Annotated in this window: 18 protein-coding genes; all 18 read left to right on the plus strand. The window is 56.4% G+C overall.

Going from position 1 to position 17,423, the window contains the following annotated elements; genetic code table 11:
- The first annotated feature begins 175 nt into the window (after positions 1-175).
- On the plus strand, positions 176-1,153 hold the full coding sequence (gene rsmH / locus EYQ49_01605; GenBank protein HIG24574.1) for a 16S rRNA (cytosine(1402)-N(4))-methyltransferase RsmH: 978 nt from the start codon (positions 176-178) through the stop codon (positions 1,151-1,153).
- On the plus strand, positions 1,140-1,538 hold the full coding sequence (locus tag EYQ49_01610) for a hypothetical protein (GenBank protein HIG24575.1): 399 nt from the start codon (positions 1,140-1,142) through the stop codon (positions 1,536-1,538). Before rsmH ends, EYQ49_01610 begins: the two co-directional genes overlap by 14 nt.
- The gene (locus EYQ49_01615; protein ID HIG24576.1) at positions 1,535-3,388 is read left to right on the plus strand and encodes a penicillin-binding protein 2; all 1,854 of its coding nucleotides are present in this window, start codon (positions 1,535-1,537) and stop codon (positions 3,386-3,388) included. Before EYQ49_01610 ends, EYQ49_01615 begins: the two co-directional genes overlap by 4 nt.
- Positions 3,153-4,802, plus strand: a complete 1,650-nt coding sequence (locus EYQ49_01620; protein ID HIG24577.1) for a UDP-N-acetylmuramoyl-L-alanyl-D-glutamate--2,6-diaminopimelate ligase — start codon at positions 3,153-3,155, stop codon at positions 4,800-4,802. The genes EYQ49_01615 and EYQ49_01620 overlap by 236 nt, the downstream gene beginning before the upstream one ends.
- Positions 4,799-5,842 (plus strand): phospho-N-acetylmuramoyl-pentapeptide-transferase, encoded by a 1,044-nt coding sequence (locus EYQ49_01625; GenBank protein HIG24578.1) that lies wholly within the window; start codon positions 4,799-4,801, stop codon positions 5,840-5,842. The genes EYQ49_01620 and EYQ49_01625 overlap by 4 nt, the downstream gene beginning before the upstream one ends.
- Positions 5,722-7,149 (plus strand): UDP-N-acetylmuramoyl-L-alanine--D-glutamate ligase, encoded by a 1,428-nt coding sequence (murD, locus tag EYQ49_01630; protein HIG24579.1) that lies wholly within the window; start codon positions 5,722-5,724, stop codon positions 7,147-7,149. The genes EYQ49_01625 and murD overlap by 121 nt, the downstream gene beginning before the upstream one ends.
- Entirely contained in the window at positions 7,146-8,330 is a 1,185-nt protein-coding gene (gene ftsW / locus EYQ49_01635; GenBank protein ID HIG24580.1) for a putative lipid II flippase FtsW, read from the plus strand. Before murD ends, ftsW begins: the two co-directional genes overlap by 4 nt.
- Positions 8,296-9,471, plus strand: a complete 1,176-nt coding sequence (gene murG, locus EYQ49_01640; protein HIG24581.1) for an undecaprenyldiphospho-muramoylpentapeptide beta-N-acetylglucosaminyltransferase — start codon at positions 8,296-8,298, stop codon at positions 9,469-9,471. The genes ftsW and murG overlap by 35 nt, the downstream gene beginning before the upstream one ends.
- Positions 9,464-10,912 carry a UDP-N-acetylmuramate--L-alanine ligase gene (gene murC, locus EYQ49_01645; GenBank protein HIG24582.1) on the plus strand — a complete coding sequence of 483 codons (1,449 nt, stop codon included), beginning with the start codon at positions 9,464-9,466 and terminating at the stop codon, positions 10,910-10,912. Before murG ends, murC begins: the two co-directional genes overlap by 8 nt.
- A complete protein-coding gene (gene murB, locus EYQ49_01650; protein HIG24583.1) occupies positions 10,905-11,837 on the plus strand; it encodes a UDP-N-acetylmuramate dehydrogenase in 933 nt (310 codons plus the stop codon). Before murC ends, murB begins: the two co-directional genes overlap by 8 nt.
- The gene (locus EYQ49_01655; protein ID HIG24584.1) at positions 11,821-12,564 is read left to right on the plus strand and encodes an FtsQ-type POTRA domain-containing protein; all 744 of its coding nucleotides are present in this window, start codon (positions 11,821-11,823) and stop codon (positions 12,562-12,564) included. Before murB ends, EYQ49_01655 begins: the two co-directional genes overlap by 17 nt.
- A gap of 186 nt (positions 12,565-12,750) precedes the next feature.
- The gene (gene ftsZ / locus EYQ49_01660; protein HIG24585.1) at positions 12,751-13,827 is read left to right on the plus strand and encodes a cell division protein FtsZ; all 1,077 of its coding nucleotides are present in this window, start codon (positions 12,751-12,753) and stop codon (positions 13,825-13,827) included.
- Between the two features lie 5 nt (positions 13,828-13,832).
- Positions 13,833-14,567: a peptidoglycan editing factor PgeF gene (gene pgeF / locus EYQ49_01665; GenBank protein ID HIG24586.1), complete on the plus strand. Its 735-nt coding sequence runs from the start codon at positions 13,833-13,835 to the stop codon at positions 14,565-14,567.
- Positions 14,568-14,569: 2 nt separating this feature from the next.
- Positions 14,570-15,241 carry a YggS family pyridoxal phosphate-dependent enzyme gene (locus EYQ49_01670; GenBank protein ID HIG24587.1) on the plus strand — a complete coding sequence of 224 codons (672 nt, stop codon included), beginning with the start codon at positions 14,570-14,572 and terminating at the stop codon, positions 15,239-15,241.
- Positions 15,242-15,306: 65 nt separating this feature from the next.
- The gene (locus tag EYQ49_01675; GenBank protein ID HIG24588.1) at positions 15,307-15,807 is read left to right on the plus strand and encodes a cell division protein SepF; all 501 of its coding nucleotides are present in this window, start codon (positions 15,307-15,309) and stop codon (positions 15,805-15,807) included.
- Between the two features lie 11 nt (positions 15,808-15,818).
- Entirely contained in the window at positions 15,819-16,076 is a 258-nt protein-coding gene (locus EYQ49_01680) for a YggT family protein (protein HIG24589.1), read from the plus strand.
- Positions 16,077-16,132: 56 nt separating this feature from the next.
- Positions 16,133-17,098, plus strand: a complete 966-nt coding sequence (locus EYQ49_01685; GenBank protein HIG24590.1) for a DivIVA domain-containing protein — start codon at positions 16,133-16,135, stop codon at positions 17,096-17,098.
- Positions 17,099-17,220: 122 nt separating this feature from the next.
- Positions 17,221-17,423, plus strand: a 203-nt coding sequence (locus EYQ49_01690; protein ID HIG24591.1) for a DNA-binding protein, incomplete at its 3' end; no start/stop codon positions are given.

Below are 17,423 nucleotides of genomic sequence, written 5' to 3' on the forward strand. Positions count from 1 at the left end.
GGAAACGGCCCGGTCCGAACATTGACAGTCCTTCGATCGGCAGGACGGGAGGCCCCTACTCCGCCCGCTTGCCGTCCAGCCCGATCAGGAGAGACAACCCGACGGGCGTTCGCTGGTCGAGGGACTGTCAATGGGCGGGCTTGTTGCCCCCGGTCTTTCGAGGAGCCAACGCATCATGAGCACTCTTTCCCCCTCCGAAGCATTTTTGCATCAGCCCGTGATGCTGAAAGAAATTTGCCAAGCTCTTGACCCCGCACCCAGCGGCGTTATTTTAGATGCCACCTTGGGCGGTGCCGGGCACGCCAGCGCACTACTTGAACAACGTCCCGATTGGACCTTGCTGGGTTTAGACCGTGATGCCGTAGCCCTTAAAGCAGCAGCCGAACGATTGGCCCCCATGGCCGAGCGCACCACCTTGCACCAAGCGACCTTCGCCGAACTAGGCAACGTGATGGACCAGTTAGGCATTACGGAACTTTCTGGATTCCTCTTTGACCTCGGGGTGTCTTCGCCGCAACTCGACCACGCCGACCGGGGTTTTAGTTTTCGCCACTGCGGGCCGCTGGATATGCGAATGGATCGCCGCCAAGATCTGACCGCCCACAAAATTGTCAACGAGTACCCGGCAGACCAGTTGTCTCAAGTCCTCTATCGCTATGGGGATGAACGCTTCTCTCGTCAAATAGCGGCCGCCATAGTAAGCAACCGCCCCCTCGAAGACACCGCAACCCTGGCCGACGTTATTAAAGAAGCGATTCCCGCTGCGGCACGTCGCAAAGGCGGCCACCCCGCTAAACGTACTTTTCAAGCACTTCGCATTGAAGTAAACGGTGAGCTGGCGCAAATCGAACCAGCCCTCCAAACAGCGATCAAGCGGCTTCGCCCCGGTGGGCGAGGAGCAGTTTTGTCTTACCACTCCGGTGAAGACCGTCTGGTAAAAAAAACCTTTGTGAACGCCTCTACCGGCGGGTGCCAATGCCCGGCACAACTGCCCTGTGGCTGCGGCGCACAACCTTTGGTCCGCTTACTGCGGCGAGGCTCGGTCACCCCCACGGAATCCGAAAAACAAGTCAACCGGCGGGCGGCCAGCGCCCGGCTTCGCACCGTTGAACGACTCAAAACGAAAGAAGTAATTCATCATGACGGCAATTAACTGGCCGCTACGGGGCGCCACCCAAACCGCACCCCGGGCCACCACTGACCAACCAAGTCGAGTGGGCTCTTGGGCCATCCTGGTGGTACTCGCAGTGTTCGTTTTGTTGCTTGCTTTGGCAGGGTTTCGCAGCGTTTTAGTGAGCGAGCAATTTGGTCTCGATCGCTTAAATGCCCGTCTCGAAAACGCTCAGGAACAATCACAAGTACTCCGCATGGAAGTAGCTCGGCTGGAAAACCCTGATCGCATTTTGGCAGTAGCCCAAGGACGCTTAGGCATGGTGCCGCCGCCTGCTCGGGTGTATCTGGCCGCGGTGGTGCCTGGTGACCTACTGCATCCCGTGCCTGCCCCCTCATATAACCCCTTCTCAAGGACCAGTCGATGAGCGCAGCAGTGAAAAAGAACTCCAAAAAGGCTAGCGGAGGGCGTCAAATACGACGCCGTTCAGCCTTTGCCGGTTTTACTTTTATTTTGGCGGCCGCCTTCTTCGGTTGGCGCCTGGTGAACCTCCAAGTCCTACAAAATGATCAGCGCTATCAAGAATTCGGAAGCGCTCAAAGTATTCGCACTGTCACCCTGCCGGCCGGGCGGGGCGCCATCATCGACCGCAATGGTGTGGACCTCGCTCTCTCGGTGCCCTTGCAATCACTGATAGTGGACCCCCGTTTGGTAATTGAACCAGGCCGTTCTGCCCGAGCGCTAGCCGACCTGATCAGCACCAGCGAGGAAACCCTCTACAACCGGTTAGCTAGCGATCGCTCCTTCGCCTACTTGGTACGACAAGTAGAAGAAAAAGTAGTGGACGATGTTTTGGCCCTCAACCTCCCTGGGGTTTACGCCATTGACGAACGCTCGCGAGTCCGGCCCGGCAACGAGTCAAGCTTGGCCGTACTGGGACGCACCGACATTGACAGCATCGGTATTAGCGGTCTTGAACTGGTCTACGACGGTTTGCTTTCGGGAACCACCGGTCAAATGGTTGTCGAAGTGGGCGCTAGTGGCTCGACCATCCCCGGCGGCCAGTATCAAATAGACCCGGCCAAAGAAGGGGAGACGCTGGTCCTCTCCATTGACCGGTCGCTTCAGTTTGAGGCAGAGCGGTTGCTGACTGAAGGGGTGATTAATGCCAATGCCGAAGCGGGGATACTGGTGGCCATGCATCCGGCCACCGGAGAAGTCCTCGCATCGGCCACCGTGGTCCGCGGCGAGGACGGCTTGGTTGTGCCCGCGTCGGAACATCGTGCGGTCACCTGGACCTACGAGCCTGGCTCCATTATGAAGCCGTTAACTTTTTCAGCGATCTTAGAAACCAAAACGGCTGGCCCTTCCTCAAGTCGTTTGGTTGACAACTGGGTACGGGTATCTGACGGCGAGTTCACCGACTCATTTGCCCACGAAGAAGAAGAATGGACGGTGGCCGACATTTTGCGCCAATCCTCCAACGTGGGCACCATATTGTGGGCTCAAGACCTTGGCGCCGAGCGACTCTACGACCAGTTGGTGGAGTTCGGCATTGGCTCACCCACCGGACTAGATTTCCCCGGGGAAGCCAGCGGCCTGCTGACCCCAGTAGGTAAATGGACGGGCACCTCGTTGCCTACCATCGCCATTGGGCAAGGCGTGGCGGTGTCTCCTATGCAGATGGTGACGGCTTACGCCACCATCGCCAACGGCGGGTTACGTCCTGCCCCCACATTGGTCTTAGGAACGCGCGACAATGATGGCATGTTCAATATTTTGTCCAGCGAAGCCTCTCGCCGAGTCTTCCCCGAAGAAACCGCCGAGATGCTGATCCCCATGATGGAAGCAGTGGTCGCCGAAGGTACCGGCGTGAACGCTCAAGTGCCGGGCTATCGAGTAGCCGGAAAAACCGGAACCGCTTGGAAGCCGCACCCCGCGGGTGGCTACGGCCGAGAAATCGGAGAACTCGAATACGTAGCAAGTTTCGCCGGCTTTCTTCCTGCCGAAGCACCTGAACTGGCCATCCTCGTGGTGATCGATGAACCCACCTACCCCACCTACTCCGGGGGCAGCGCTGCAGCACCAGTCTTTGCTGAGTTCGCACAGTTTGCGGTCCGTCAAATGCGTATCCCCTCAGAGTCAGAACGCATCGGCCTCGAAGACGTCGGCCGGGTCATTGCTGCTACCCCCGCTCAAGTTCGGGCCATCGCCGAAGCCGAAGCTGCTGCCGCCGCTCTTAACGACGGTGAGGTGGCCCTCTCGGCCACCGGCTGACATGGACCTTCAGTCATTAATAAATGCCGCAGGGCTAAAGGGCGCAGAATCCGTGGCGACCGAAACCCTTGCCGTTGAAATCACCGGAGTTGCTTACGATTCTCGCCAAGTAAAACCAGGCAACATTTTTTGTTGCGTTCGGGGCTTGGCTCATGACGGCCACCAGCACATTGCGTCTGCCCTGGCGGCTGGAGCAGTTGCCGTGGTGGCGGATCGACCGGTCGCAACAAACGTTCCCGTGGTCATGGTGGATGACGTCCGGCCCGCCATGGCGCTACTAAGTAGCGCTATTTTTGAAGACCCCAGCCGCCACCTGATGGTTATTGGCGTTACCGGCACCAACGGAAAAACCAGCGTGGCGCACCTTTTGACACAAATACTTTCTTTTGCCGGACGCCAGGTGGCCTTATCGGGCACCTTAAATGGGGAGCGCACCACTCCAGAAGCACCCGATCTTCAACAGCGCTTAGCCCAATGGAAAAATGAAGGCATGGACAGCGTGGTCATGGAGGTTTCCTCACACGCTTTAACGCAACACCGAGCAGATGGTACAAGTTTTGCTGCAGTGGCTTTCACCAACCTGTCTCGTGATCATCTTGACTACCACCCCGACTTGGCCGCCTACCGGGCAGCAAAAGAACGACTTTTCTCATTGGCCTTTTCGCAGCAAGCAGTAGTAGTGATCGATGACCAAGTTGGCCAAGAAATCGCCACGCAGGCCCAAACAAAGGGTTTGCAGGTGGCCACCGTTTCGTCAGACCAAGCAAAAATTGTCGTTCACCCCACCAGCACGGTGTTTGTGTGGCAGGGCCACGAGATTGTGTTGCCTCTGGGGGCCGCATTTATGGCGACCAATGCTTTAGTAGCGGCAGAGTTGGCGCAAATCGTTGGGGTGGGGCCGGCCACCATTGTCGAAGCGCTCCAACAAGTGACACCGGTACCAGGCCGCTTTGAGACCATTGCGGCAGCAGGTGGGCCAGTAGTAGTAGTCGACTATGCCCACACGCCAGAGGCCTTAGCGACGGTTTTGCTGGCCGCCCGATCCTTAGCGGGAAGCAAAAAAGTGTTGCTGGTCTTTGGCTGCGGTGGAAATCGTGACCACGGGAAGCGCCCGTTAATGGGAGCGGCGGCACAAAAAGGTGCCGATTTATGCTTCGTGACTTCAGATAATCCGAGGGATGAACCACCTAGGGGGGTCATAGAGGACATTCTTGTAGGGATGACCGAGCAACCTGCCCTCCAAGAACTTGACCGAGCGAAAGCAATAGCCGCCGCGCTCTATGCCGCCAACCCCGGCGACGTGGTAGTGATTGCCGGAAAAGGACACGAACAGACCCAAGAAATAGCGGGCCAGTTCTTTCCTTTCGACGACCGTCAAATAGTTGAAGAACTTCTCTCGGAGATGAACCAGTGATCGGCTTACTGCTGGCCGCTGCGGTCTCTATGGTCGTTTCGCTTATTGGCACACGTTTTTTAATTCTTTGGCTTACTCGCCTCCGCATAGGCCAACCGATTCGCGACGACGGCCCCCAAGGGCATGCCTTTAAAGCGGGCACCCCAACCATGGGCGGCCTGGCCATTGTGGTCGGTGCCTTTACCGGCTACATGGCCAGCAACCTGTACCGCGGCATTTACACCCGGAGCGGAATTTTTGTCATCTTGGCCATCGTGGGCGGGGGAGCGGTGGGCTTGCTCGACGACTGGATCAAGGTGGTACGAGAACGCAACCTTGGTTTAAATAAACGCACTAAAATGTTGGGCCTGCTTGCCGTAGCCATCACCTTTGGGGTGCTTATGGTCAACTACACCTCGGTGCATACCACCCTTTCGTTTACCCGTTATTCGCAACCGGGAATCGAACTGGGAAACATTTTGTGGGTGGCTTGGGCAGTGCTATTGATTATCGGTTCATCCAATGCTGTGAACCTCACCGATGGACTCGACGGGCTGGCCGCCGGAGCCAGCACCTTAGGTTTTGCCGCTTTTGTGGTTATGGCTTTTTGGCAGTTCCGCTACTACGACACCTATCAGGTGGCGCACGCTTTGGACTTGGCCATCGTGGCGGCCGCCATGGCCGGTGGCTGCATCGGGTTTCTCTGGTGGAACGCCGCCCCGGCGCAAATATTTATGGGCGACACCGGGTCACTGGCTATCGGTACCGGTTTGGCTGCTTTAGCGTTAGCTACTAACACCCAGTTGCTGTTGCCTATCGTGGCCGGATTGTTTGTTATGGAAACCGTTTCGGTGATTTTGCAAGTCGGCAGTTTCCGCCTTTTTGGAGGACGACGTATTTTTCGGATGGCCCCGGTGCATCACCACTTTGAACTCGGTGGGTGGCCCGAAACAACGGTTATTGTTCGTTTTTGGATTATCTCTGGCCTTTGCACGGCGGTAAGTTTGGGCTTGTTCTACGCCGATTCCATCAAAGCAGGGGTCACGGTGTTTGGCCCGTGAGCCAACACACCTTGGTGGTTGGCTTGGGTGTCACCGGCCAAGCAGTGGTACGAGCATTGCAAAGCCGTCAAGAGCCGGTGCGGGTAGTGGACGATCACCCCACGGAACTTTCTCGTGAAACGGCAAAAAGGCTCAACGTAGATTATTTCGAAGCTCCACAAGGCAACCAATGGGCAGAGTTGTTGAACGGTTGCCGACAGGTGGTGGTGAGCCCCGGCCTACCCGATGCGCACCCAGTTTTTACTCAGGCCAAAACAAGTCATGTGCCGATTCTCGACGAGTTTGACTTAGCGCAAGCGTGGGACGATCGGCCGTGCTGTGCCGTCACGGGAACCAACGGAAAAACTACGGTGGTTACTTTGGTGGTGAACATGCTGGCTGAATCAGGCATAAAGGCTTGTGCGGTTGGCAACACGGAAATTCCACTAGTTGCGGCCCTCGATGATCAAGCCACCGAGCGGTTCGTCTTAGAAGCCTCCTCGTTTCGGTTGGCTCACACCCAAAAGTTTTCTGCTCACCCTGCGGCCTGGTTGAACTTCGCCCCCGACCACCTTGATCTCCACCAGGATTTGGCCGCCTATCAAGCAGCCAAAGCACGTATTTGGGAAGGTCTTGAAGAACCGGTCCAAGCCATTGCAAATTTGGCCGACCCGGTAGTGGCGGCCCATGCCCCAGCAGGGGCCACCAGTTTTGGTACGGCAGAGGCGACCTGTCGGTTAGAAAATGGATGGCTAGTTTTTGACGAGCAGCAAGTGGTGGCCATCAGCGAATTGCCTCGTCGTTTCCTCCACGATTTGGCCAATGCCCAAGCAGCGTTGGCTTTGGCCATGCGCTTCGGTGCATCAGTATCGGGGTGCGCAATAGCCCTACGCTCCTTTACTGGGTTACCGCATCGCATGCAGGTCGTCGGAGAAATTGATGGCGTGACGTTTATTAATGACAGCAAAGCCACCACTCCTCATGCGGTGATGAGCGCCGCGGAATCTTTTTCAGAACTGACCCTTTTGGTTGGTGGGCGCAACAAAGGGGTGGACCTTTCGCCGCTTGGCTCGCTGGCCCCCACCCAAGTGGTGGCCTTCGGTGAAGCAGCGAAACAAATGGAAGCAGTTTTTGAAAAAGTGTGCCCCGTAGTGGTGGTCAGTTCATTAGAAGAAGCCGTCGGCCAAGCCATTTCGGTAACGAAAAACGAAGGCACGATTCTTTTGTCACCGGGTTGCACCTCATTTGACCACTACGACTCTTATGTCCAGCGTGGGGAAGATTTCATCCGTCTGGTGCAAAATCATAAAGAAGCAAAACCCGCATGAACCTCAGTCTAAAGCAACTCTTTCGTTCGCTTGGTAAAGAAAGCACCGGGGCAAAGCCAGAAAAGATCGTTCGCTCGCCGCGTCGGGCTTCGGGTAAACGCAGCCCTCGTTTTTTAATTCTCGGAGTGGCCGCTTTGCTATTGTCATTGTTGGGGGTAGTGATGGTGCTTTCTGCCTCATCGGTCAACGACCTTCAGGCTCACGAAGATGCATGGTTTCACCTGCGTCGCCAAATGATATTTTTTGTGGTGGGTTTAGTGGCTTGTTTGGCCGTTATGCGCATTGACTACCGCTTGTTGCGGAACCTCTCGGGGGTAGCTTTGGGTACCGCCGGGGTACTGCTGGTCGTGGTGATGCTCCCCGGAGTAGGTATCAGCGCGAATGGTGCGACCCGCTGGTTGGGGGTAGGCCCGTTGATCTTTCAACCTTCTGAAGTGGCCAAGTTGGCGGTGTTGCTTTTCTGCGCCGATTTTCTCTCGCGTCCTGGTTATCACATTGATGATTTCAAAAAAACGGTCCGCCCACTCTTAGGACTCACTGGTCTTTTCGGTTTCTTGCTCATGATGGAACCCGACCTCGGTACCGCCATTATTATCGCCACCATGGTGGCCTCTGCACTTTTCTTTGCCGGCCTGCGGTTGCGTGTTTTGGCCGGGCTAGGCGGCGCCGGGGTTTTGACGGCTGGTGTTCTGAGCATGAACGCTGGCTATCGACGACGGCGCCTTTTAGGGGTGTGGGATCCATGGAGCGACCTGCATAACACCGGTTGGCAAACCATTCAGGCGGGGGTGGCGGTATCCAACGGAGGTATTTTTGGTTTGGGGTTGGGGGCCAGTCGAGCTAAGTGGGGTTTCCTCCCCTTTGCTCATACGGACTTTATTTACGCCATCGTGGCGGAAGAACTCGGGCTATTGGGGGCCATGCTGGTCATTGTCTTGTACCTCGTTATTGGCTTCACCGGGTTATCGACGGCAATCCATGCCCCCGACGCTTTCGGGCAACTCCTGGCAGCCGGGGTCACCGTTTGGATATTGATTCAATCTTTTGTCAACATCGGTGCGGTGTTGGGCTTGCTTCCTATTACTGGGGTGCCTTTGCCATTTGTGTCCTTCGGCGGCAGTGCATTAGTGGCCACCATGGGTGCTTATGGTATTTTGCTTAACGTCGCTCGACAGACCTAACACCCAACACCAAAGACTAAGCATGGCAAAAGTAAAACGAAGCACCGTAATCATTGCTGGTGGGGGCACCGCGGGGCATGTTCTGCCCGGGCTGGCCATAGCACAAGCTTTGGTCGATGAAGGGGTAGTAACTGAGGCCTCCGAGGTGCACCTATTGGGCAGCGAACGGGGGATAGAGGTCCGACTGGCTCCGGAGGCAGGTTTCTCGCTGAGTGCCCTGCCGGGGCGCGGTATTCAACGGCGACTCGCTTTGGCCAACATCGCGGCGGTATGGGGTTTGCTCAAGGCCATGGCCATGGGCATCAAAATAGTTGCCAATCGGCGTCCTGGCGTGGTGGTGTCGCTGGGCGGCTATGCCAGCGTGCCGGGGTCGTTGGCCGCAGTACTGCTACGGGTTCCGTTGGTCGTGGTTGAACAAAATGCTGTACCGGGTGCCGCCAATCGATTATTTGGCCGTTTTGCGTCAGCATGTGTGGTGGCTTTTGATCACACCGGCTTGCCTAAGGCAACGAACCTGGGTAACCCGGTGCGCGAAGAAGTGCGCCGACTAACTAATGGGACGGGTCGTAGTGCCGCACGAGCGGATCTTCAATTGGACGCTCAGCATCTGGTGGTGGTGTTTGGTGGCTCGTTGGGGGCGCGCCGCATCAATCAAGCAACCGCCCAAATGGTAGAAGACTGGGCTGGCGCGCCGATTGTGGTGCACCACGTGTTGGGGGGACGAGATTTTGCTCAGAGCGATTGCCAGCCCCGGCAGGCCCCTTCGAACGTTGATTATCGGCCGGTGGAATACGAAAACAATTTACCCAAGTTATTGGCGGCCGCTGATGTGGTGATTTGCCGCTCTGGAGCAACCACGGTGGCGGAACTCTCCACCATTGGGGTACCGGCGATACTTATTCCTTTACCGGGTGCGCCAGGGGATCACCAAACGCTCAACGCACAGGAACTACAAACTTGCGGGGCGGCGGTGTTGTTGCCCGATGCAGACACGACCGGAAGGCAACTCGCAGCGACCCTGGGGGAGTTGTTGGAAAACAATGCTCGGCGAGCGACCATGGCCCAGGCTGGCGCAGCGCTGGGCCGCCCCTACGCGGCACAAGAGGTAGCAGTACTAGTGAAGGAGAAAATGCGTGACTGAACTTGATGCAAACGGCGGGCCAGAAAACGGATTGAGTCAACCCTCTGGGTTTCCTGATGACCAAATGCCCGATCTTGCCGTGCCACGGACAGTACACGTAGTCGGGGTAGGCGGTGCAGGTATGGGAGCCATCGCCGAAGTTTTGAATGCTATGGGGCACACCGTTTCTGGCTCCGATCTTAAAGAATCTGCAGGCCTTGATCGTTTGCGGGCTCTGGGGGTCACGGTAACGGTGGGTCATCATCCCGACAATGTGGGGTCGGCGGAGGTGGTTACTCGTTCAACAGCAGTGCCGGACATTAACAGCGAGTGCCGTTTCGCCTGGGAACATGGGGTGCCGGTGGTGAGTCGAGCAGCGGCCTTAGCGGCAATAGCTGCTCAGCGGTCCAGCATCGTGGTTTCGGGGACACACGGCAAAACAACGACTTCTTCGATGTTGGCGCTCATATTACGTGAGGCCCATTGTCGGCCTTCGTTCATTATCGGCGGCGAAGTAAATGAAGTGGGCGGTGGAGCAGCCTGGGATGAAGGCGACCTTTTTGTGGTGGAAGGTGATGAAAGCGACGGATCTTTTCTGCGCTTGCCCCGCAAGTTTGCTGTGGTGACCAACGTGGAAGCCGACCACCTTGAACATCACGGAGGCTTCGCGGCGCTCCGTGAGGCTTTCCAGCAATTCGTGCGAGAAACTGATGGACCGGTGGTGGTAGGTATCGACGACGAACAAGGCGCCCTTTTGGCCCAAGCGACCGGAGCAACCACGGTGGGAACTTCGCCAGAGGCTGACTGGTTAATTAGTGAGGTAAACGAAAAATGGGAGGGGGTGTCGTTTCTTCTGGACGGTCCAGATGGCCTGAGTGTGCCGGTTTCTCTTCCTGTTCCGGGTTTGCATAATGCACGCAATGCTGCCTGTGCGGCGGTTATTGCCTTGTTGGCGGGTGCAGAACCAGCGGCCGTTACTGAAGCACTTTCTCGCTTTAGCGGTGTAGCGCGACGCTTTGAACACCGGGGTCAAAAAGAGGGTGTGCATTTTGTTGATGACTATGCGCATCTGCCTACCGAAGTGGTTGCCACCATTTCTGCAGCAAAAAGTGGCAACTGGAATCGACTAGTGGCGGTTTTTCAACCCCACCGCTATAGCCGCACCGAAGCACTCTGGCGCTCTTTTGGTGAGGCATTTAACGAAGCGGATTTACTTTATGTCACCGATGTTTACCCCTCAGGGGAAGCACCTCGACCGGGGGTCTCTGGACAACTAATTGTGGATGCGGTGCGTGCAGACTGCCCCGATCTTGAAATCCACTATGTTGAACGGCGCACCGATCTGGTGGCTGCTTTAGGCAACGTGTTGGCGGACGGCGATTGCTGCCTGACCATGGGTGCGGGTGACCTCACCACGGTTCCTGACGAGGTGCAAATGCTTTTGAGCGGCAAAAATGAATGACGTACTGCGGGTCTTGGCAAAGGACCTTCGAAAGATTTCCCTAACCAAAGGGTGTCAGGAAGAACACCCGCTAGGTGCTTTGTCTACTTACAAGGTGGGTGGTTCAGCGGCTTTGTTTGTACAGGTTGAGTCGCCAGAAGAGTTGCAAAAAGTGGCAAGTGTTACGGCAAGACACGATGTTTGTTTTTTGGTTATTGGACGCGGCTCAAATCTTTTGGTCGCTGACCAGGGGTTTGCTGGCTTAGTGGTGCAACTTGGTGCAGCTTTTGAATCGGTTTCTTTGGAGGAGGCCACCGTTACGGCAGGGGGGGCGGCTCTTTTGCCGGTGGTGGCTCGCCAGAGTGTGCAAGCGGGTCTCCAAGGTTTCGCTTGGGCGGTCGGGGTTCCGGGGTCCATCGGGGGAGCGGTGCGCATGAATGCGGGGGGCCATGGCGCAGAAATGAAAGAAGTTCTCCAAAGCGTGTTGGTGGTTGATCTCTCAATTGGGGAAACATCCCGATGGTCAAAGTCGGATCTTGCTTTGGGTTACCGACGGTCAGCTTTAAAGCCTTGCCATGTGGTGGTCGAGGCAACCTTGCTCTTAGCTGCAGACGGCACGGGCGAGGGCCCCCAGGAATTGACTGAGATTGTGCAGTGGCGAAGGAACAACCAACCAGGGGGTCAAAATGCGGGGTCAGTTTTTGCTAACCCTTCAAATGATTCTGCGGGTCGGTTGATTGAATCGGTGGGGCTGAAAGGTCACCGTTTGGGGACGGCCGAGGTATCTACGAAACATGCGAACTTTATTCAGGCGGACCTCCAGGGCCGGGCCGATGACATCTATGCCTTGATGCAATTAGTGCAAAAAAAAGTTCTAGAAGAAACAGGGGTTGCCCTGCAGGCAGAAACAGTAATGGTGGGGTTCGTTGATGAACATGGAGGCTGAAGAAAATACGAAGCCCCAGGGCGCACGCTGGCTTCGCTGGGCTTGGGCGGTTTTGGCCGTAGTGGTTGTGCTGGTGGGGGCTTTTGCGGCCACCCGTTCTTCGCTGCTGGCTGTCGCCACTATTGAGGTCCATGGTGAGGACGGAAGGGTTCTCGAGGCGGAGGTGTTGGCGGCTTCTGGGCTGGTTTACGGCTCGCCCATGGTTGACGTTAATGCGGAAGAAATCGATGATCGGGTGACCGCCCTTCCTTGGGTGGAGGAAGCTTCGGTGGAGCGAGCGTGGCCTCAAACCGTGCGTATAAGTTTTACCGAGCGGGTGCCTATGGTGGTGGCGGTGAATCCGATCGGGGAGAGGTTCTTACTGGATCGCACGGGCACGGTTTTGGCGGCGACTCAACCGGGGCAGGAGACCTTGCCAGTGATTCGGGTTGACTCGGTAGGTGGCCCCGGTACTCGTGTGAGCAGCATCACCCCGTTGTTGCGAGCGGCCGAAGAAGTCACTCCTGATTTGGGTGCCTGGATTTTAGCCTTGGCGCCAACCGGTGATGGGGTGCGCGCGGAGTTGGTAGGAGGGGTGATAGCTGAGTTGGGGATCGGCACGGATTACCGAGATGAGATGCGTTCCTTGGCCACCGTGCTTACTCGGGTGGAGCTTTCTTGTCTAGAGGTGATCGATGTGTCAATTCATCAAAACCCGGTTTTGCTTCGCACACAGGGCACTTGTTAAGGTTTTTTTCTCCAGTGAAACCTTGATTTTCTAAGGTTTTCAGGTTTTTCCTTCGGTTGTTTAACGACCACGGGTTGATGTTGCGTGACTACTCCGCGTAGTATCTCAACTATTAGAAGAGGTTTAACAACAGAACCCTAAACCTCAACCTTAAGGTTGGGGTGGGAAAAGTGAGGAAAGAAAAAAATGGCAAACAACCCGCAAAACTATCTCGCAGTGATCAAGGTCATCGGCGTCGGCGGTGGTGGCGTAAACGCCGTCAACCGCATGATAGAATCTGGCCTTCGAGGCGTCGAATTTATCGCCGTCAACACTGATGCTCAAGCACTGCTTATGAGCGACGCTGATGTCAAACTCGACATCGGTCGTGAACTGACCCGTGGCTTAGGAGCCGGCAGCGACCCCGAGGTTGGGCGCCAAGCAGCCGAAGACCACCGGGCCGAAATTGAAGAAGCCATTGATGGCGCCGACATGGTGTTCATCACCGCCGGCGAAGGTGGCGGCACCGGAACCGGCGCAGCCCCAGTGGTAGCCGAGGTTGCCAAGTCACTCGGTGCATTGACCATCGCCGTGGTTACTCGTCCTTTCGGTTTCGAAGGCCGACGCCGCGCCGTGCAAGCCGAAAACGGCATCGTGCAACTTAAAGAAAAAGTTGACACGCAAATCGTTATTCCAAACGATCGTTTGCTGAGCATCTCGGATGAAAAAACTGCATTGTTGAATGCTTTCAACATGGCCGACGAAGTTCTTCTTCAAGGCGTGCAAGGCATAACCACTTTGATCACCACCCCAGGATTGATCAACACGGACTTCGCCGACGTAAAGATGGTGATGCAAAATGCAGGTTCCGCTTTGATGGGTGTCGGTCAAGCCACCGGAGAAAGCCGTGCCGTTAATGCGGCCCGCAACGCAATCTCTAGCCCACTGCTGGAAGCTTCCATCGATGGGGCACGAGGTATTTTGTTAACCATCGCGGGACCCGCCGACTTGGGCCTGTTCGAGGTCAACGAAGCGGCAGAGATCATTCACGCCGTAGCGCACCCCGATGCCAACATTATTTTCGGCACCGTAGTTGACGATGAAATGGGAAGCGATGTTCGAGTAACGGTCATCGCCGCCGGTTTCGACCGCTGGGACGGAGATCGCCCGGCTCTTCGTCAACGGGCAACTACCGCCACCCCCGACAGCCCCATGGTTGACGTTTTTGCAGACACCTCTGCAGAAGCCGATGACGGGCTTGACGTACCAAGCTTCCTTAAGTAGGGGCCATGGCCCGGAAGTTGGCGCAACGACGACTGTCGTCGGGTCAACTGGTCTGGGTCGCCATGTCTGAGGTTGCCGACGGCGATATAGCCGTCGGCAACCCAGCACAATCTTCCGCCATTAAAAATGTGGCGGACTCACTTTCTTCTTCTGATGCTCACCTGGCGCTCCCGCCCGGTGAGCATTGGACGTTTCTGCGCCAAGTGCACGGAGACCAAGTAGTGCATGTTGCCGGCCCCGGTGCGCAAAACAAACGGACCGCCGACGGCGCAGTCACCGACTGCCCGGGAGCGGTCTTAGCCATTGCCGTCGCCGACTGCCTCCCCATTGCCTTAATCAGCGAAGGGGGAGGGGTGGCCGCCCTGCACGCCGGCTGGAAGGGGACAAAGGGGGGGATTATCGACGCCACGGTAAAGCAACTACGTAAGGTTTCACCGGGAGAAATATCAGCCGTTATGGGCCCTAGCATCGGCCCTTGCTGCTATGCCTTCGGCCTGGCCGACCGGCAATCGTTTGTTGATCAGTTTGGCCCGTCGGTAGTAGCCACCACTACCGACGGAAACCCGGCCCTCAACCTGCGAGCGACAGCTATTTGCTCGCTTAATTCCCTGGGAATAAATGAAATCACCGTGGACGACGTTTGCACGTCTTGCGACGACCGACACTGGTCGCACCGGGCGAGCAAAGCCCCGCAGAGGCAAGCGCTGGTCGTCTGGCAAGAAACAGCCCCTAGTCTTTAGCTATGGCTGCATCCCCTTTAGATTTTTCGCAAGTAACGGAGCGTGCGGCGGCCCTCCAAGCAGAACTCAACCAACGAAGCGGTGGCCTGACCCGACTCCTGGCGGTAACCAAAGGGTTCCCGGCCGACGCAGTAGCGGCTGCCCAAGAAGCGGGACTAAACGAAGTTGGTGAAAACTACGCACAAGAAATGTTGGCCAAACAAGAAGCAATGAACGACCCGAAAATTGCCTGGCACATGATTGGGGCGGTGCAACGCAACAAAGTAAAACATTTGGCCGGCCGGGTAGCTCTTTGGCAAACCGTAGACCGCCCGTCACTTGTTGATGAAATTGCTAAACGAGACCCCGGGGCGGCTATTTTGGTGCAGTTCGCCCCCTGGCAGACCGCTGGAAAAAATGGCTGTTCGGTAGAAGACCTCGAACCACTGGTTGCCCGAGGGGTAGCTGCCGGGCTCAAAGTAAAAGGCTTAATGACCGTTGGGGTGGCCGAAGATGAACAAGCCACCATCGAAGCTTTTAAAGAATTAGTAAAAAGAGCCGACCAACTCAGCCTACCCGAACGCTCCATGGGGATGAGCAACGACCTCGCCGTGGCCGTCGATTGCGGCTCCACATTGGTTCGTATTGGGCGCTCACTCTTTGGCGATCGCCCCCCTCGGCAACACTCTTCCTGAGGCCTTGGCCAAAAAAGAGCGAGCATGCCCCCATTGCTGGTTCTTTAGGCAGTAATGTTTAGCCCATGATGAAGAAGTTGATGCTTTACCTTGGTCTGGGCCCTGATGAGGCGTACGACGATTATCAAGATGACCCGGCGCCCCCACGAGGGGCACTGTCTTCGGGCCAATTTGCGGAGGCCCGTGCCGCCGCTGACGCCGACCAGCAACAACTTCGGGTGGTTCCCCCCGGTCAGGCCTCGGTGCGCCCCCTGACGCCCACGCCTACCGGCACGGTTCGCCCCATCGCCCCGGCCGTAGCGTCGAAACCTCATGCGGTGGCCCCCACTTCTTTTAATGATGCGCAAGAAATGGCCGACCGCTTTGTGGCCGACCAACCAGTGATCGTCAACCTGCAAGGGGTGGACGCTGACCTCTCTCGCCGCATAATTGATTTTGCCAGTGGCCTGTGTTACGGCTTGGGTGGCGAAATGGAAAAAGTAGCTAACCAAGTTTATTTGATGACGCCAACTGATGTTGAGGTTTCTGCTGATGAACGTCGGCGCCTTGAACAAGAAGGCCCGTAGACCAACAAAGCATGAACGAAATAATTTGTAGCCTCCTTGGGCTGTACTTGCTATTGGTTTTGCTTCGGGTGGTCTTAAGTTGGATCCCCCTGAACCCGCAAGGAACCGCAGCCACCGTGGCTGGCTTTGTCTATTACCTGACCGACCCAGTCTTGTTGCCCCTGCGGCGCATCATGCCCCCCCTGCGTATGGGCGGTATGGGTCTTGACTTAGCGCCTTTGGTGATCTTTTTTGCGATTTCCATTTTACGCCGAGCAATTTGCGCATAGCCAACTTTGCTTGAAGGTGCCCCCGCCATGGGGGACATGGGGGCTATCATGCGCTTATGGACGGCGACATTTTACATATTCTCAACGACACACAATTTGGTCAAAAACTTCGCGGCTACGACCCCCTTGAAGTAGACGAAGTGTTGGATGCAGCAATCGAGGAAATCAAAACTCTACGGGAGCAAGCCAAAGCCGCTACCGATCGAGCCACACGGGCGGAAGAACAGATCGAAAGCGAGTTAGGCCCGGCGCGGCAAAACCGTCTGGAAGCCGAAGAGGGGCTGGCGGCCGCCAAAGAAGAAGCTCTTTCTTGCGTGGAAAATGCCAAAAAAGAAGCAGAGAATTTAGTATTGGAGACGGAGCGCGAGGTGCGGCAAGCCGTGGAAAAGGGGCGAGTCAAAATGTTGGCCGAAATGGCGGCCCTTGACTCCGACCGTCAGTGCATGGTTGATGACATGAGCATCATGGAAAAACACATCGAGGCACACCGTAAGCGTTTGCGGTCTGCCTTGACGGACCTTGAGACCCTGGTGGGGGGCATTGAGGCTCGACCCGAACAGGCATCGGCGCCCTCGTCGGCGGTCATTGCCGAAGAACCTCCGGCTGACTCGAAACCTTTACCTCAGGTTGAGGAAGAATTAGTAGCGCCCGAAGAGGTGGTAGTCGAAAAGATTGTTGAAGTTCTTGAAGAGCAGCCAGCCCCAGAACCTCCAGCTAAAGAAAGGCGGGAGCCGGTTATCTCAGCGACTCCTGAGGTGGCGGCCGAAGAAAAGACGCAAGTCGAGGTCTCCCCGGTGGTTGAAGAAGAAAGAGAAGAGCCGCTTGAAGAGCCAGAGGTAGCGCCAAGCGAGAATGCGGAGAAAGAAGAAGAGGAGTATCCGGCAACGGAAGTGGTTGCCGCGACACCACCTCCGACAGAACTTTTGGACGAGTTGCGTCAGTCTGTCGGCGGCGATGGTGAAGCGATGGATGCATTCTTCGACGACGACGAACCACCGTCTTCGTTATTTCGCCGCGGCTAACTTTTCTTCTGGGATACCCATTTATTGCTGCTAAAGCGGCTACCATGCCGCCGTTCAGGTTTCGGGCTATGAACTGCATACATCTTTGATCATCTGGTCAAAGACCAGGACAGGAGAGATAAATGGCTGAAAAAAAGAAAGCGGCGGCGAAAGCGCCAACAAAAAAGGCTGCGGCGAAGAAAACGCCCGCTAAGAAGGCTGCGGCGAAGAAAACGCCTGCTAAGAAAGCGCCCGCTAAGAAGGCTGCGGCGAAGAAAACGCCTGCTAAGAAAGCGCCCGCTAAGAAGGTTGCGGCGAAGAAAACGCCTGCTAAGAAAGCGCCCGC

The sequence above is a fragment of the Acidimicrobiia bacterium genome (assembly GCA_012959995.1).
Classification (GTDB): domain Bacteria; phylum Actinomycetota; class Acidimicrobiia; order Acidimicrobiales; family MedAcidi-G1; genus MedAcidi-G2B.

Coding starts and splice junctions, on each gene's coding strand:
- rsmH (HIG24574.1), top strand. CDS start 176: ATGAGCACTCTTTCCCCCTCCGAAGCATTTTTGCATCAGCCCGTGATG.
- EYQ49_01610 (HIG24575.1), top strand. CDS start 1,140: ATGACGGCAATTAACTGGCCGCTACGGGGCGCCACCCAAACCGCACCC.
- EYQ49_01615 (HIG24576.1), top strand. CDS start 1,535: ATGAGCGCAGCAGTGAAAAAGAACTCCAAAAAGGCTAGCGGAGGGCGT.
- EYQ49_01620 (HIG24577.1), top strand. CDS start 3,153: ATGAACCCACCTACCCCACCTACTCCGGGGGCAGCGCTGCAGCACCAG.
- ftsW (HIG24580.1), top strand. CDS start 7,146: ATGAACCTCAGTCTAAAGCAACTCTTTCGTTCGCTTGGTAAAGAAAGC.
- murG (HIG24581.1), top strand. CDS start 8,296: ATGGTATTTTGCTTAACGTCGCTCGACAGACCTAACACCCAACACCAA.
- murB (HIG24583.1), top strand. CDS start 10,905: ATGAATGACGTACTGCGGGTCTTGGCAAAGGACCTTCGAAAGATTTCC.
- EYQ49_01655 (HIG24584.1), top strand. CDS start 11,821: ATGAACATGGAGGCTGAAGAAAATACGAAGCCCCAGGGCGCACGCTGG.
- ftsZ (HIG24585.1), top strand. CDS start 12,751: ATGGCAAACAACCCGCAAAACTATCTCGCAGTGATCAAGGTCATCGGC.
- pgeF (HIG24586.1), top strand. CDS start 13,833: ATGGCCCGGAAGTTGGCGCAACGACGACTGTCGTCGGGTCAACTGGTC.
- EYQ49_01670 (HIG24587.1), top strand. CDS start 14,570: ATGGCTGCATCCCCTTTAGATTTTTCGCAAGTAACGGAGCGTGCGGCG.
- EYQ49_01675 (HIG24588.1), top strand. CDS start 15,307: ATGATGAAGAAGTTGATGCTTTACCTTGGTCTGGGCCCTGATGAGGCG.
- EYQ49_01680 (HIG24589.1), top strand. CDS start 15,819: ATGAACGAAATAATTTGTAGCCTCCTTGGGCTGTACTTGCTATTGGTT.
- EYQ49_01685 (HIG24590.1), top strand. CDS start 16,133: ATGGACGGCGACATTTTACATATTCTCAACGACACACAATTTGGTCAA.